The organism is Ruegeria profundi, from assembly GCF_049800715.1.
GTDB classification, from domain to species: domain Bacteria; phylum Pseudomonadota; class Alphaproteobacteria; order Rhodobacterales; family Rhodobacteraceae; genus Ruegeria; species Ruegeria profundi_A.
The window spans coordinates 114,727-128,145 of sequence record NZ_JBNAFO010000004.1 but is presented as its reverse complement, the minus strand read 5'-3'; the positions used below and the strand labels follow the sequence as shown (position 1 = coordinate 128,145).

The following is a 13,419-nucleotide window of genomic DNA, read 5'->3' as shown; positions in this document are numbered from 1 at the left end:
GCGCTAAGCCAACGCTGTTTCAAATTTCAATACACTAATATGTGAGTTTTTTTCGGCTCACAGACCTTCGAATTCACATAGGACATGAACATCCATGCCCATATCCTCTAGCACTTTGCGCCCGCCCAGCTCAGGCAGATCCACAATAAACGCGCAAGAGATGATCTCACCCCCCAGCCGCTCAATCAGTTTGATGCCAGCGCCCGCGGTGCCGCCGGTGGCCAGCAGATCATCGACGACCAGAACCTTTTCGCCTGCTTGGATGGCGTCATCGTGGATTTCGACGATCGCCTCGCCATATTCCAACTTGTAGTCCTGGCTGATCGTGGTGCCGGGCAGCTTACCCTTTTTGCGGATGGGAACGAAACCGACGCTCAATTGATGCGCAATAGCGCCACCCAGAATGAAGCCGCGCGCCTCAAGCCCGACGACTTTGTCGATCCGCTCGCCCGCATAGGGGTGCAGCATCTGGTCGATGGCCATGCGAAACCCACGCGGATCGGCAAACAGGGTGGTGACGTCCCGAAACATGATCCCTTCATGAGGGAAATCGACGATGGTTCGGATGTAATCCTTGACCGAGTTGTTTCTGGACATGAGGCACCCCTTTGGCATCAGAACACGCGGGGGTGTTTGGCCCATTGGGGTCAACCTTGCAAGGATAGAATGGCATCTGCGCCTATCTGCGCCGGTTCGGGACGGCCTTTGATAGCCCGTAATACCGGTACAGCGTGGCGGGCAGCCACGACAGGTGAGGTTTGCGCCAATTGCGCTGGTCTCTCAAAAGAAATGCCTGAGCCGCATGAAGGTTCATTGCCAAAATCCTTTTTTTGTTGTTAGGTGCCCGATATCTACATACTATATGCTATGTATATACATTGCATCGCGGAGAGAATCAAGTAGTTTGCGGGATTAAGGCGCGTGGCGAAGAAAGACGGTAAGGGTTCTACCAAGAAAAACAGTCAGTTGGTGTTGCGTCTGGACAAGGACGAACGTGATGCCTTTGTCGAATTGTGCAAAGAGCTGGACACGTCAGCTGCACGCGAAATCCGCCGCTTTATCCGCGGGTTCATGAAAGAAAACGCAGACGACTAGGCGGGCCGCCGCAGAACAGCCGTCGCAACGCCCATTCCGATCAGAGCCAGACCTCCGAACCGTGTCATCGCGTTGATCACGCCAGCGCGCCCGATCATGAGTCGCAGTCGATCGGCCAGAAGCGCGTAAGCCAGCGCGTTCAGCCAGGCGAGGCCCACGAAGGTCGCAATCAGGATCGCGAATTGAGGGCCCAGGGGTTCGGCTGGGCGCAGGAACTGCGGGACGAAGGCGATGAAAAATGCGATTGATTTTGGGTTTAGGGCGGTAACTGCTGCCGCATGTCCGAAAACCCCGCGCGCGGTAACATCACGCCCTGTTTCAACCGGGTTCAACCCACCCGATGGCGCGCTGCGCAACAGTTTGATGCCCAACCAGACCAGATAGGCGGCCCCGATCCACTTCAACACAGAAAACAACGTGGCAGAGGCCAGAACTAAAGCGCCCAAACCCAGCAGAGACGCTGTCATCGCGACAAGATCACCAACGGCAACCCCGGTGGCCGAGGCAACCGCCACGCTGCGCCCTTTTGATAGCGCATAGCTGAGAACCAGCAGCACGGTCGGTCCGGGGATCAGCAGCAACGCGGTCGATGCGGCCACGAAAGCCAGCCAGAGTTCTAAAGACATGGGTCATCCTGTTCCTGTTCGCCTCGCAGCAAGCCCTCACACGGGGCAGTCGTCAAGCGGTTTCAGCCTCGCCCAGTAATTCTAAAGGCTGGATTAAGCCTGATACATCTCTCTTGAATCCCGCGCATCGATGCCCAGTCTGATAAGACGGATGAATGGAGGCCCCGATGGAGCAGACTCAAAACCTGACGCATGACCACACAGCGCGGCTGAGAAAAGGCGCGTTTGTCCTGATTGCGGTGATCGCGGCGCTCTATGTGTTGGCCGTGGTTTATATGTATGTGAATCAGCGCGATCTGCTGTTCAAACCATCCGGCGTGTTGCCTGAACCCAGCGCGGTCGGTTTGGCGGATGTCGAGGGCCTGTCGCTGCCCATGCCGGATGGCACCGACCTGGCGGTCTGGTCCGCGCCTGCAGTGGCTGAGGGTGCGCCGACCGTTCTGTTTTTCCATGGGCAAAGCGGCAATCTTGGGGACCGCGCCGACCGGCTGCGCGAAATCCTGAACAGTGGCTTCGGTCTGCTTGCGCCAAGTTATCGAGGGTTCCCCGGCAGCGATGGCACACCGTCCGAGGCCGCTTTCGTCGCTGACGGTCTGGCCCTTTATGACCAGTTAAGCGCACAGGGCCAATCGGTTGTGCTCCATGGTCAGAGCCTCGGAACTGGCGTCGCGGCTGCTGTTGCCGCACAGCGCCCTGACGCGGAACTGCTGGTCTTGGAAGCACCCTTTACCGCAACCGTCGACGTCGCGGCCGAGCGCTACCCTTGGCTGCCTGTCTCACTGCTCATGCACGACAAGTTCGCCACCCGTGACATCATCGGCCAGATTGAGGCGCCGACGCTGATCTTCCACGGCACCGAGGATATCGTGGTCCCGCCGCATCACGGAACAGCGCTTGCCGAAGGGGGCGAAGCGCAATTGTTTATGATCGAGGGCGGCACCCACAATGATCTCTGGTCGCATGGTTTGTGGCAGACCGTGAAGGACAATCTGCCACCGCAGTAGGGCTACAGAACCCGGCTCGCCACCGCGTCCAGCTTTGCCAGCACGGTCAGGTCGCGGTCTTCCGGAGCCGTCAGGATTGCGTGGTCCAGGGCCCGGTCGCACCCATGCGGGCAGGGCGTGCGGATCGGGCCCAGCAAGGCTGGCAGCCCTTTGACCAATGCCCGACCCTTTTCTGCGTTCCCGGTGAGTGTTGCGATGATCGAGGTTACGTCGACCTCGCCATGATCAGGGTGCCAGCTGTCATAGTCGGTGACCATCGCGACCGAGGCATAGCAAAGCTCGGCCTCGCGGGCGAGTTTCGCCTCGGGCATATTGGTCATGCCGATCACATCGCAGCCCCACTGTTCGCGGTACATCTTGGACTCAGCCAGGGTCGAAAACTGCGGCCCCTCCATCGCCAGATAGGTGCCGCCGTGATGCACGGTGATGCCAGCGGCTATTCCTGCTTCTTCACAGGCATTCGACAGGCGTGGGCAGGTCGGATGGGCAACACTGACATGGGCGACGCAGCCGGTTCCAAAAAAACTTTTCTCGCGTGCAAATGTCCGGTCGATGAACTGATCTACGATTACGAAATCACCTGGCGCCATATGCTCTCGGAAAGATCCGCAGGCAGAGACCGAGATCACATCCGTCACACCCAGCCGCTTTAACGCGTCGATATTGGCGCGATAAGGCACTTCGGTTGGTGAATGGATGTGTCCACGCCCATGGCGCGGCAGGAACACCATGTCGACCCCGTCCAATGAGCCGGTCAGCACCTCATCGGAGGGCGCCCCCCATGGCGTATCGACCCGGACCCACTCCGCATTTTCCAGCCCGTCGATGTCGTAAATGCCTGATCCGCCGATGACGGCGATTTTTGTTTGGGTCACATTAGGTCTCCACTGCTCAATCCATGCGGGAAAACTCTGCGGGTCGCAGGCGAAATTGGCAAGTGGTCTCAGCCATTTGCACCATTTCGTAGCGAGTTGTGTTGTCAAGCTATGCGGTTGACGCATATCAGGGTCCCGCTGGTCGCGGTATCTCTTGGGTGCTTTGACAGGTAAAAGGCCCTCTTTCGCGCGAACATAAAGACCCACAGGACCGTCCCATGCCCCGAGCCATGCTGGCAAGCTTTGCCAACCGTATTGCCAAGCCCGATCTCCGTTGGGTGCCCGATGAGGGCCTGACCGTGTCGCGCCTGCGGATTGAGCTGCTGTCAGGTCTGACCGTCGCTCTGGCTCTGGTGCCCGAGGCCGTGGCCTTTGCCTTTGTCGCGGGCGTACATCCTCTGGTCGGTCTCTACGCGGCCTTCATGGTCGGCCTGATCACTGCGCTGATCGGAGGTCGCCCCGGCATGATTTCGGGCGCAACGGGCGCGTTGGCGGTCGTGATGGTGGCGCTGGTCGCGCAGCACGGGGTCGAGTACTTGTTCGCAACCGTGGTTTTGATGGGAATTTTGCAGGTGATTGCCGGTGCGATGCATTGGGGGCGTTTCATTCGCCTTGTGCCGCATCCGGTGATGCTGGGGTTTGTGAACGGACTGGCGATTGTTATCTTCCTGGCGCAGATGGGCCAGTTCAAAGTCCCCGGAACCATGGAAAACACCGGCCACGGGATGAGCGGAGGCGAGTGGCTCTCGGGCGTACAGCTCTATACCATGTTGGGCCTCGTCGCGCTGACCATGGCGGTTATTTGGGTCATGCCGCGGATCACGCGTATCATTCCGGCCCCTCTGGCGGGTATTCTGGTCGTTGCAGCGCTGGTGATCGGCTTTGGTCTGGATGTGCCGCGTGTCGGTGATCTGGCCTCGATCGAGGGCGGCTTGCCTGCGTTCCACATCCCGATGGTGCCGCTGAACTTCGAAACGCTTGAGATCATCTTGCCCTACGCGGTCATTCTGGCCGCCATTGGCCTGATTGAGTCCCTGCTGACTCTGAACCTCGTGGGTGAGATCACCAACAAACGCGGCGGAGCCTCGCAGGAATGCATCGCGCAGGGTGTCGCGAACGTCGCCACCGGCTTCTTCGGAGGCATGGGTGGCTGCGCCATGATCGGCCAGTCGATGATCAACGTGAAATCTGGCGGTCGTACCCGGATCGCGGGTATCGCGGCTGCCCTGTTCCTGCTGATCTTCATCCTGTTCGCCTCGCCGCTGATCGAGCAAATCCCGCTGGCTGCGCTGGTTGGCGTGATGTTCATGGTGGTGATTGGGACCTTCGCCTGGAACTCATTCAAGATCATGCGCAAGGTGCCTTTGATGGACGCCTTCGTGATTGTTCTGGTGACTGTCGTTACTGTGATGGAAGACCTTGCGGTTGCGGTTGTCGTCGGCGTGATCGTTTCGGCCCTGGCCTACGCCTGGAACAACGCCAAACGTATCCATGCTGTCACCCGCGACTCTGAGACGGAAAAGGGCGCGAAAGTCTATGAAATTCAGGGGCCGTTGTTCTTTGGCTCGTCAGACGGATTTGTCGAACTGTTCGACGTTCCGAACGATCCCGACGTGGTCATTGTGGATTTCGCCGAAAGCCGCGTGGTCGATCAATCCGCCCTGCAGGCCATCGAAAACGTCGCTGCAAAATACGAGGCTGCGGGCAAACGTGTGATGCTGCGCCATCTTAGCCACGACTGCCACAAGCTGCTGAACAAAGCGGGCCACTTGATGGTCGATAGCGACGATGACCCGGATTACGGCTTGGCTGTGGACTACTCGGTCCGTACCGGCATCCTGGGCGGCCACTGAATCATTTGCGAGGCTCTGCCTCGCGCTCCGAGGTATTCTTTGGCCAGATGAATGAAGGATCCCTCTGCTTCATCTGGCTAGAAATATCTCGGGGGAGTCGCCCGCAGGGCGGTGGGGGCAGCGCCCCCTAAGGACAGGCCTCAATCATCAGGCCTATTCAATGAGAACAACTCGGTGACAACTGCATAGTCTCGGTAGCCAAGCCGCGCCAAAGGCTGGAAGGTTGTCACGTCGAATTTGCCATCCTTCAGGCAATCGTCACGCAGATGGACCCCGGTCACTTCGCCAAAGACAACGCGGTTTGCCTCACCGGGTAGGGTCGTGATCTCGGTCAGCTTGCACTCCAGCGCAGCAGGCGCATCTGCAACGCGTGAGCAAGCGATGGTTTCGCACTCGACCGCCGTCAGGCCGGCATGGGCAAATTCGTCGGTTTCCTTTGGCAGTCCGGCTGAACTGGCGTTCATCGCATCCCGGTGGGCAAAGGCTACGATGTTCACGCAGAATACGCCCGTTGCCTCAATATTGGCGATGCTGTCCTTGCCGCCGTCCTGGTCGTGCTTGGTTCCGGTTGTGGCAAACATCACCTGTGGCGGGGTGTAGGCAACCCCGTTGAAGAATGAGTAGGGGGCCAGGTTGTTGATCCCATTTGCGTCGCGCGACGAAATCCATCCGATGGGGCGCGGGGTGATGATGGCGTTGAACGGGTTGTGCGGCAGGCCGTGGCCGTCTTCGGGGCGATAGAACATATGGTCTCCAAGCGTTTGCCCAAGGCGTAACGAAGTGCTAGGGCGATTGCCAGCTAGGAAAAGAGGGCAGGCGTGCAGCACTTCGCGATCAGGCCGGAAGAGCCGCAGGATTGGTGGGAGGTCGAGGCCCTCTATGATCTGTGCTTTGCGCCGGGGCGTGAGGCGCTTTCCTCTTATCGTTTGCGCGATAATGTAGCGCCGGTGGCCGGTTTGTCATTGGTTGCGCGCGATGGGCAGGGAATTCTGGCCGGAGCGATCCGGTTCTGGCCTGTTCATGTCGGTGATCACGACGCCTTGCTGTTGGGACCTGTCGCGGTTCATCCAACGCATCAGGGCGAGGGACTTGGCGGCTACCTCATCCATTCCGGCGTCGAAACGGGGCGGGAAAAGGGTTGGGACCGGGTCATGCTGGTCGGCGACGCGCCGTATTACGCCCGTTTTGGGTTCACGCCGTTGACGGGGGTTGAGATGCCTCCGCCAACCAACCCCGAGCGTGTTTTGGGAATGGCTCTGAGCCCCGGAAAGTGGGACAATATCACCGGAGCCGTAACCCGCTGGACGCGCTGAGCTATTGAAACACCGCGCTGAAATACCGATCTTTTGAGGAACGGAGGGTTCGGATGCAGGATGTTATACTGATCGACAGTGTCGACGCGGACGCGGAATTGGATCGCTTGGCGAAACACTACCGCTCGGCCGGTGGGGCGGGTGTCAAACTGCTCAACGCTTTGGGCGGGTCGGCGGAATCCGTGCTGGACCAACTGCCCGAACCCCTGCGCGACGGCTTGACCGGAGCAACCGAAAAAGCCCTTTGGATGGCGATGCAGGCAGCACAAGGATCACGGCAGGTCATGCCGGACCAGGCTCCTTGGGTGAACACTGCCGTGACAACGGCGATGGGCGCTGCGGGCGGATTGGGTGGCCTGTCTACCGCCTTGGTCGAGTTGCCGGCGACCACGGCCATGCTGTTGCGCTCAATCCAGGGCGCGGCAGCACGCGAAGGCTTTGATCCGGCTGAAGAAAACGTGAAATTCGACTGTGTTCGGGTGTTGGCTGCTGCGGGTCCCTTGTCACACGATGACGGAGCGGACTTGGGGTTCTTTTCCGTGCGACTGACGCTGACAGGCCCTGCGATGCACAAACTGATTGCGGCTGTGGCGCCAAAGCTCTCGGTTGTGTTGGGGCAGAAACTGGCGGCGCAATCCGTACCGGTTCTGGGAGCGCTTGCGGGGGGTGGGACGAACTACATCTACACCCGGTATTACCAGCAGATCGCGCATGTTCACTTTGGTTTGCGCCGGTTGGCGATGGACGCGGATATCTCGCACGATGTTCTGGTTCGCAGGCTCAGTGCGCGTATGTAGCGGTTAAATTTGGTCGCTGCCGCATCATGTGGTATACTAAGTTTAACAAGCCGCGATACAAAAGCTTAATAGAAAACGCGGTATACGGGCACTGATCTGATGCGAAAGTGAGTGTGGCGCGATGAAAGTTTCTCGGGCGTCCAGTCTAGACCTCAATGTGGGGCAGGTTCCGGTCCTGCCTCAGGCAGCCGCGTTGTGCTATCGGCTGTTGCGGGGTCGTCCTGAGGTTCTGTTGATAACCTCCCGCAAAGCGCAGCGCTGGATCATCCCGAAGGGTTGGTTGATTGATGGGTTAAGTGCCTCGGAAACCGCGGCTCAGGAGGCGTGGGAAGAGGCGGGCGTGATTGGCACATGTGTGCCGGTCAAGCTTGGCCAGTTCTCGATGGCCAAAACCTGTGCCAAGCGTGGACCGGTTCTTTGCGCGGTGGATGTCTACCCGCTGCATGTGGATCAGGTTCAGAGTCGTTTTCCTGAGACAGGGCAACGGAAACGCAAATGGTGTACGCTTCAAAAGGCCGCATCGAAAGTCAACTCGCCCGATCTTGCCGATATTTTGCGCAAATTTGCGCCCCGAATACACTAAACTTAATATTGAGAGACTTGATATTGGAGTTTCGGTCGGTATCTATTCGCCAACCGACATTTTGGACGGACCATGATTCAATACGCGTTGAAGTGCAGCAAGGGCCATAGTTTCGACAGCTGGTTCCAATCTGCCGAAGCATACGACAAGCTGGCAGCCTCGGGCATGGTGACATGCGCGGTATGTGGATGTGCGCATGTTGAAAAGGCGATCATGACTCCGCGTGTCCGGCCTGCGCGGGATGCCAAGAAGACGGCGCAAATGCCAAAACCGTCATCGGATGATATCAACGTGACCAGCACCCCTACTGAAGTTGAACGTGTCTTGGCCGAACTACGCCGCAAGGTCGAAGAAAACTCGGACTATGTGGGCCATGACTTCGCCTCGGAGGCGCGCAAGATGCATCTGGGCGAAGCACCCGAGCGCTCGATCTATGGCGAAGTGAAACCGGATGAGGCGAAATCCCTGATCGAAGACGGGGTACCGGTTGCGCCACTTCCCTTTATTCCCAGCAGAAAGACAAACTGACCCATGCATGTCGTGATTACCGGAGCCAATCGGGGAATTGGATGGGCTCTGGCAGAGCGGTATCGCGCGCAGGGTCATGGCGTCATGGGAACTGCGCGTGATGGCAGCGCCGAGGTTCAGTTGGACGTAGCCGATCCGGCGCAGCAGGCGGCGATGGCAGACCAGCTTAAAGGGCAGCCGGTCGACCTGTTGATTTGCAATGCGGGCGTTTATTTGGACAAAGGTCACAGCATTGATGACTACCCCGCCGAGATGTGGGCGCAGAGTTTTGCGGCCAATGTCACTGGCGTTTTCCTGACTGTGCAGTCATTGCTGCCCAATCTGCGCGCGGCTGGCGGACGGATTGCGATCATGTCGTCTCAGATGGCCTCGCACACCCGCGCGCCGGGCGGCAGCTATATCTACCGCGCCTCCAAGGCGGCGGCGTTGAATTTGGGGCGTAATCTGGCGGCCGACTTAAAGGCGGATGGGATTGCAGTGGGCATTTATCACCCCGGTTGGGTGAAGACCGACATGGGTGGCTCAGCGGCGGACATCCATGTGGATCAGGCCGTCGCTGGCCTGATGGAGCGTTTCGATGCGCTGTCGCTGGACAACACAGGTTGTTTCGAAACCTACGACGGGAAGCCTCACGCCTACTGAGTGTTCAGCGCGGCCTTGGGCAGTTCATATACTTCGCCGGGTTCGATGAAAATCACCATGATGTCGCCCCGAACTTCATGGTTGATCGGTGAGGGCGAGCTGCTGGAATCCGGAATGCCATCGGTGAAGTAAATTCTGCGAACATCACCACCGGGCAACATCACGGCCAATGTTGCGGTGCCATCATCACGGCGGCGCAGCTCGGCGTTGCAGCTTTGCAGCGGATCACCGGCTCTGCCGGCGCAGGGAACCGTACCCAGCGCGTTCTGTCCATCGGTGCCAGCCACGCTGGCCTGCTGGGACAGGGCTGGGGATGCGATCACGGCAAGGACGGTTGCGAAACGAAGCATGAATAACCTCTTGGAATTGCTTTGGCGCTAGGCTGACATTGCGTTTTCGGAAAGTAAAGCGGCCCCTTGACGCAATATCTGTTATGCAGCGCCCCTTGCTCTTGGTGTCCCCCTCGCATATGAGGCTCGGGACTTTAAATCCAAGGCGCGGAGACACTTGCCCCCATGCCCGTACTCGTGATGAAATTCGGTGGCACATCGGTTGCCAATCTTGACCGCATCCGCCGCGCGGCAAAGCGCATCGGCGTTGAGGTGGCAAAGGGCTATGACGTCATCGTCATCGTTTCGGCCATGTCCGGCAAAACCAACGAATTGGTGGGGTGGGTGAACGAGACCTCGCCACTGTTCGACGCCCGCGAATACGATGCTGTGGTGTCATCGGGCGAAAACGTCACCGCAGGTCTGATGGCGCTGACGTTGCAGGAGATGGAAATTCCGGCGCGCAGCTGGCAGGGCTGGCAAGTGCCTCTACTGACCAATGGTGCACATTCCTCGGCCCGGATCGAGGAAATTCCGACGGACAACCTGAACCAAAAGTTCGGCGAAGGCATGAGAGTGGCCGTGGTTGCCGGTTTCCAGGGCATCAGCCCCGAAGGCCGGATCACGACTCTGGGCCGTGGTGGCTCGGACACGACCGCTGTGGCCTTTGCTGCCGCGTTCGAGGCTGAGCGCTGCGACATCTACACGGATGTCGATGGCGTCTACACGACCGACCCGCGTATCTGCGAAAAGGCGCGCAAGCTGGACCGGATTTCGTTCGAGGAAATGCTCGAACTGGCGTCACTGGGCGCGAAAGTGCTGCAAACCCGCTCGGTTGAGCTAGCGATGCGCTATAAGGTGAAACTGCGCGTTCTTTCAAGTTTCGAAGAACAATCCGACGAGGCCGGTACGCTGGTCTGCGACGAGGAGGATATCATGGAATCCAATGTTGTGGCCGGTGTGGCCTATTCCCGTGACGAAGCCAAGATGACCGTCGTTTCCGTGGCCGACCGCCCCGGCATCGCCTCGATCATCTTCACCGCGCTCAGCGATGAGGGCGTGAATGTGGATATGATCGTCCAGAACATCTCGGATGAGGGGCGCACGGATATGACCTTCTCGTGCCCAACCGATCAGGTTGCGCGCGCCGAAAAAGCGCTGCTGGCGATCAAGGATGCGGGTGAGCTGAACTATGCCGAGCTGGTGGCCGACGAAGACGTCTGCAAGGTTTCGGTTGTGGGCATCGGCATGCGCTCGCAATCGGGTGTTGCGGCCAAGATGTTCAAGGTTCTCTCGGATGAGGGGATCAACATCAAGGTCATTACAACCTCCGAGATCAAAATTTCCGTCCTTGTCGACAGGAAATACATGGAACTTGCTGTTCAGGCACTGCATGATGCCTTTGAACTGGACAAGGCGGCCTAAGCTCATCGGCCAAAGGTTTCGCCTGACGCACTAATTGGGTTGGGCCATGGCGGACGGTACGGAAACAGAATCCCGCAAGCTGCTGGTTCGGCTGCGCGAGGAAATGGCGAGCGAGGCGGCCGGTCAGGAGCGTCTCGACCGCATCACGCAGTTGATTGCCGATAGCATTCGTTGCGAGGTCTGCTCGATCTACCTGTTCCGTGACGAAGAAACCCTTGAGCTTTGCGCGACCGAGGGCCTATCGCCCGAAGCCGTCCACCAGACACGGATGCGTCTGGGCGAAGGTCTCGTGGGCCGGGTGGCCAAATCTGGCAAGGTGGTGAATACGGCGGATGCGCCTGCGGCCAAAGGGTTTCGGTTCATGCCGGAAACGGGCGAAGAGCGTTTTTCCTCATTCCTCGGGGTGCCGGTACAGCGGCTGGGTCAGAAACTGGGCGTTCTAGTGGTGCAGTCCCGCGACGCGCGTGAATTCTCGGCCGATGAAATCTACGCGCTGGAAGTGGTCGCAATGGTTCTGGCTGAGATGGCCGAACTGGGCGCGTTCGTTGGCGAAGGCGCGGCCCTGTCCCCTTTGCACCAGCAATCAGTGCAATTGACCGGCGGTCCGGCGCAGGAAGGGTCTGCCGAGGGGCATGTCTGGCTGCACGAGCCGCGCGTTGTTGTGACCAACCCGATTGCCGAAGACCCGCACCGTGAAAGCGAGCGTTTGAACGAGGCGGTCGAGGAGCTGCGCGTCGGCGTCGACAAGATGCTCGAAATCTCTCAGAACGGCGACAAAGAGCAGCTGAAAGTTCTGGAAGCCTACCGCATGTTCGCCAATTCCAAGGGCTGGATGCGGCGGATGGAGGAAGACATCGCCCTTGGCCTCAGCGCCGAGGCCGCGGTCGAGAAAGAGCAATCACAGGCCCGCGCCCGTATGGGGCAGGTGACCGATCCTTATCTGCGGGAGCGGCTGGCGGATCTGGATGACCTCAGCAATCGCTTGCTGCGTATCCTGACGGGGCAGGGCAAGACCGACAGCGCCGATCTGCCGCCCGATCCGATCCTCATCGCCCGCAACATCGGTCCAGGGGACCTGTTGGAATATGGCCGGTCCCTGAAAGGGATCGTGCTCGAGGAGGGTTCGGTCGGCAGCCACGCCACGATTGTTGCCCGCGCATTGGCGATCCCCTTGGTCGTGCATGTCGGGCGGATCACGACCGAAGCTCTGAACGGCGACCACATTCTGGTCGATGGGGACAATGGCGTCGTCCATCTGCGCCCCGAAGACTCTGTGGTCAGCGCGTTTCGCGACAAGATCGCGATGCAGGCCAAAGCGCAGGAGCGCTATGCCTCGATCCGGGAAACGCCAACTGTTACGCAGGATGGCGCTCGGATCAACATGGCGATGAATGCGGGCCTGATGGCCGATCTGCCCTCGCTCGGGAACTCGGGCGCGGAAGGGGTTGGCTTGTTCCGGACCGAGCTGCAATTCCTGATCCGCAATCAGATGCCGAAACGGTCTGAGCTGGTGACCCAATACCAGCGGGTTCTGGACGCGGCCGGAGAAAAGCGCGTTGTGTTCCGGACCCTCGATATCGGCTCCGACAAGGTTCTGCCCTATATGAAGCACGTGGCGGAACCGAACCCGGCGCTGGGCTGGCGTGCGATCCGCGTTGGTCTGGATAAGCGCGGCGTGATGCGGATGCAGTTGCAGGCTCTGATCCGGGCCGCCAATGGCCGCCCGCTGACCATCATGTTCCCCTTCGTCGCGCAGGCCGAGGAGTTCCGCGAGGCCCGATGGGAGGTCAACAAAACCATCGAGCGTGAAAAGCGTCTTGGCCATATCCTGCCGGAAACGCTCGAAGTGGGGGCGATGCTGGAAACGCCCTCGCTGGCGTTCTCACCGCAAAAGTTCTTTGATGAGGTGGATTTCATCTCGATCGGGGGCAACGACCTGAAACAGTTCTTCTTTGCCGCCGACCGTGAAAACGAGCTGGTGCGCCGTCGATATGACACGTTGAACGTCAGTTTCCTCAGCTTCATCGAACGCATCGTAGAACGCTGCAACATCTCGGATACGCCGCTGAGTTTCTGTGGCGAGGACGCCGGTCGCCCGGTTGAGGCGCTGTGTCTGGCTGCGATGGGGATCCGCACCTTGTCCATGCGTCCGGCTTCGATCGGCCCGGTCAAAAGCCTTTTGCTGAGATCAAACCTGCAGGACGTCCGCAAGATCATCGCGGATGCACGTCATCGTGGTGAGCAATCCGTGCGCCCGGCGGTAATGGAGTGGTTGCGGTCGCAATCGTGAAGCATCAGTCGGCCTATTGGGGATTCCGGGCTTGATTTTTATTTCAAGGTTCCGTATCC

Annotated in this window: 15 protein-coding genes; 10 read left to right on the top strand and 5 right to left on the bottom strand. The window is 59.2% G+C overall.

Translation table 11 applies throughout. The features are described from left to right. Nucleotides 1-57 precede the first annotated feature (57 nt). Nucleotides 58-597, bottom strand: a complete 540-nt coding sequence (locus tag ACP15L_RS08565) for an adenine phosphoribosyltransferase (RefSeq protein WP_170477435.1) — start codon at nt 595-597, stop codon at nt 58-60. A 324-nt stretch (nt 598-921) separates the two neighbouring features. Here ACP15L_RS08565 and ACP15L_RS08560 point away from each other — a divergent pair, with 324 nt between their 5' ends. Continuing rightward, nucleotides 922-1,095 carry a hypothetical protein gene (locus ACP15L_RS08560; RefSeq protein ID WP_170659968.1) on the top strand — a complete coding sequence of 58 codons (174 nt, stop codon included), beginning with the start codon at nt 922-924 and terminating at the stop codon, nt 1,093-1,095. Here ACP15L_RS08560 and ACP15L_RS08555 read toward each other — a convergent pair. Beyond that, complete coding sequence (locus tag ACP15L_RS08555) at nt 1,092-1,721, bottom strand: LysE family translocator (RefSeq protein WP_170377892.1); 630 nt, start codon at nt 1,719-1,721, stop codon at nt 1,092-1,094. The genes ACP15L_RS08560 and ACP15L_RS08555 overlap by 4 nt on opposite strands. Nucleotides 1,722-1,888: 167 nt before the next feature. Here ACP15L_RS08555 and ACP15L_RS08550 point away from each other — a divergent pair, with 167 nt between their 5' ends. Next, the gene (locus ACP15L_RS08550) at nt 1,889-2,725 is read left to right on the top strand and encodes an alpha/beta hydrolase (protein WP_425083851.1); all 837 of its coding nucleotides are present in this window, start codon (nt 1,889-1,891) and stop codon (nt 2,723-2,725) included. Nucleotides 2,726-2,727: 2 nt separating this feature from the next. Here ACP15L_RS08550 and ACP15L_RS08545 read toward each other — a convergent pair whose 3' ends face one another. Continuing rightward, complete coding sequence (locus ACP15L_RS08545; protein WP_425083850.1) at nt 2,728-3,600, bottom strand: S-methyl-5'-thioadenosine phosphorylase; 873 nt, start codon at nt 3,598-3,600, stop codon at nt 2,728-2,730. A 218-nt stretch (nt 3,601-3,818) separates the two neighbouring features. Between ACP15L_RS08545 and ACP15L_RS08540 the strand changes: the two genes are divergently transcribed. Next, entirely contained in the window at nt 3,819-5,453 is a 1,635-nt protein-coding gene (locus ACP15L_RS08540; protein ID WP_170377898.1) for a SulP family inorganic anion transporter, read from the top strand. Nucleotides 5,454-5,593: 140 nt separating this feature from the next. On the opposite strand, the gene ACP15L_RS08535 is transcribed toward ACP15L_RS08540, so the two are convergent. Continuing rightward, entirely contained in the window at nt 5,594-6,199 is a 606-nt protein-coding gene (locus ACP15L_RS08535; protein WP_170377900.1) for a flavin reductase family protein, read from the bottom strand. Between the two features lie 72 nt (nt 6,200-6,271). Here ACP15L_RS08535 and ACP15L_RS08530 point away from each other — a divergent pair, with 72 nt between their 5' ends. From ACP15L_RS08530 to ACP15L_RS08510, 5 genes are all read left to right on the top strand, one after another. Beyond that, nucleotides 6,272-6,766, top strand: a complete 495-nt coding sequence (locus tag ACP15L_RS08530; protein WP_425083849.1) for a GNAT family N-acetyltransferase — start codon at nt 6,272-6,274, stop codon at nt 6,764-6,766. Nucleotides 6,767-6,819: 53 nt separating this feature from the next. Continuing rightward, nucleotides 6,820-7,563: an EcsC family protein gene (locus ACP15L_RS08525; RefSeq protein WP_425083848.1), complete on the top strand. Its 744-nt coding sequence runs from the start codon at nt 6,820-6,822 to the stop codon at nt 7,561-7,563. A gap of 121 nt (nt 7,564-7,684) precedes the next feature. After that, the gene (locus ACP15L_RS08520) at nt 7,685-8,146 is read left to right on the top strand and encodes an NUDIX hydrolase (protein WP_170377904.1); all 462 of its coding nucleotides are present in this window, start codon (nt 7,685-7,687) and stop codon (nt 8,144-8,146) included. Between the two features lie 72 nt (nt 8,147-8,218). Then, nucleotides 8,219-8,674: a DUF1178 family protein gene (locus ACP15L_RS08515; protein ID WP_170377905.1), complete on the top strand. Its 456-nt coding sequence runs from the start codon at nt 8,219-8,221 to the stop codon at nt 8,672-8,674. A 3-nt stretch (nt 8,675-8,677) separates the two neighbouring features. Further along, nucleotides 8,678-9,316: an SDR family oxidoreductase gene (locus tag ACP15L_RS08510; protein ID WP_170691171.1), complete on the top strand. Its 639-nt coding sequence runs from the start codon at nt 8,678-8,680 to the stop codon at nt 9,314-9,316. On the opposite strand, the gene ACP15L_RS08505 is transcribed toward ACP15L_RS08510, so the two are convergent. Next, on the bottom strand, nt 9,310-9,666 hold the full coding sequence (locus ACP15L_RS08505; RefSeq protein ID WP_170377907.1) for a hypothetical protein: 357 nt from the start codon (nt 9,664-9,666) through the stop codon (nt 9,310-9,312). The genes ACP15L_RS08510 and ACP15L_RS08505 overlap by 7 nt on opposite strands. 165 nt (nt 9,667-9,831) lie before the next feature. Here ACP15L_RS08505 and ACP15L_RS08500 point away from each other — a divergent pair, with 165 nt between their 5' ends. Together ACP15L_RS08500 and ptsP are read left to right on the top strand one after the other, a co-directional pair. Next, the gene (locus tag ACP15L_RS08500; RefSeq protein WP_170377908.1) at nt 9,832-11,070 is read left to right on the top strand and encodes an aspartate kinase; all 1,239 of its coding nucleotides are present in this window, start codon (nt 9,832-9,834) and stop codon (nt 11,068-11,070) included. Nucleotides 11,071-11,116: 46 nt separating this feature from the next. Beyond that, nucleotides 11,117-13,360, top strand: coding sequence for a phosphoenolpyruvate--protein phosphotransferase (gene ptsP / locus ACP15L_RS08495; RefSeq protein WP_425083847.1), 2,244 nt, complete (start codon nt 11,117-11,119; stop codon nt 13,358-13,360). Nucleotides 13,361-13,419 lie beyond the last annotated feature (59 nt).

Coding starts and splice junctions, on each gene's coding strand:
- ACP15L_RS08565 (WP_170477435.1), bottom strand. CDS start 597: ATGTCCAGAAACAACTCGGTCAAGGATTACATCCGAACCATCGTCGAT.
- ACP15L_RS08555 (WP_170377892.1), bottom strand. CDS start 1,721: ATGTCTTTAGAACTCTGGCTGGCTTTCGTGGCCGCATCGACCGCGTTG.
- ACP15L_RS08550 (WP_425083851.1), top strand. CDS start 1,889: ATGGAGCAGACTCAAAACCTGACGCATGACCACACAGCGCGGCTGAGA.
- ACP15L_RS08540 (WP_170377898.1), top strand. CDS start 3,819: ATGCCCCGAGCCATGCTGGCAAGCTTTGCCAACCGTATTGCCAAGCCC.
- ACP15L_RS08535 (WP_170377900.1), bottom strand. CDS start 6,199: ATGTTCTATCGCCCCGAAGACGGCCACGGCCTGCCGCACAACCCGTTC.
- ACP15L_RS08525 (WP_425083848.1), top strand. CDS start 6,820: ATGCAGGATGTTATACTGATCGACAGTGTCGACGCGGACGCGGAATTG.
- ACP15L_RS08520 (WP_170377904.1), top strand. CDS start 7,685: ATGAAAGTTTCTCGGGCGTCCAGTCTAGACCTCAATGTGGGGCAGGTT.
- ACP15L_RS08515 (WP_170377905.1), top strand. CDS start 8,219: ATGATTCAATACGCGTTGAAGTGCAGCAAGGGCCATAGTTTCGACAGC.
- ACP15L_RS08510 (WP_170691171.1), top strand. CDS start 8,678: ATGCATGTCGTGATTACCGGAGCCAATCGGGGAATTGGATGGGCTCTG.
- ACP15L_RS08505 (WP_170377907.1), bottom strand. CDS start 9,666: ATGCTTCGTTTCGCAACCGTCCTTGCCGTGATCGCATCCCCAGCCCTG.
- ACP15L_RS08500 (WP_170377908.1), top strand. CDS start 9,832: ATGCCCGTACTCGTGATGAAATTCGGTGGCACATCGGTTGCCAATCTT.
- ptsP (WP_425083847.1), top strand. CDS start 11,117: ATGGCGGACGGTACGGAAACAGAATCCCGCAAGCTGCTGGTTCGGCTG.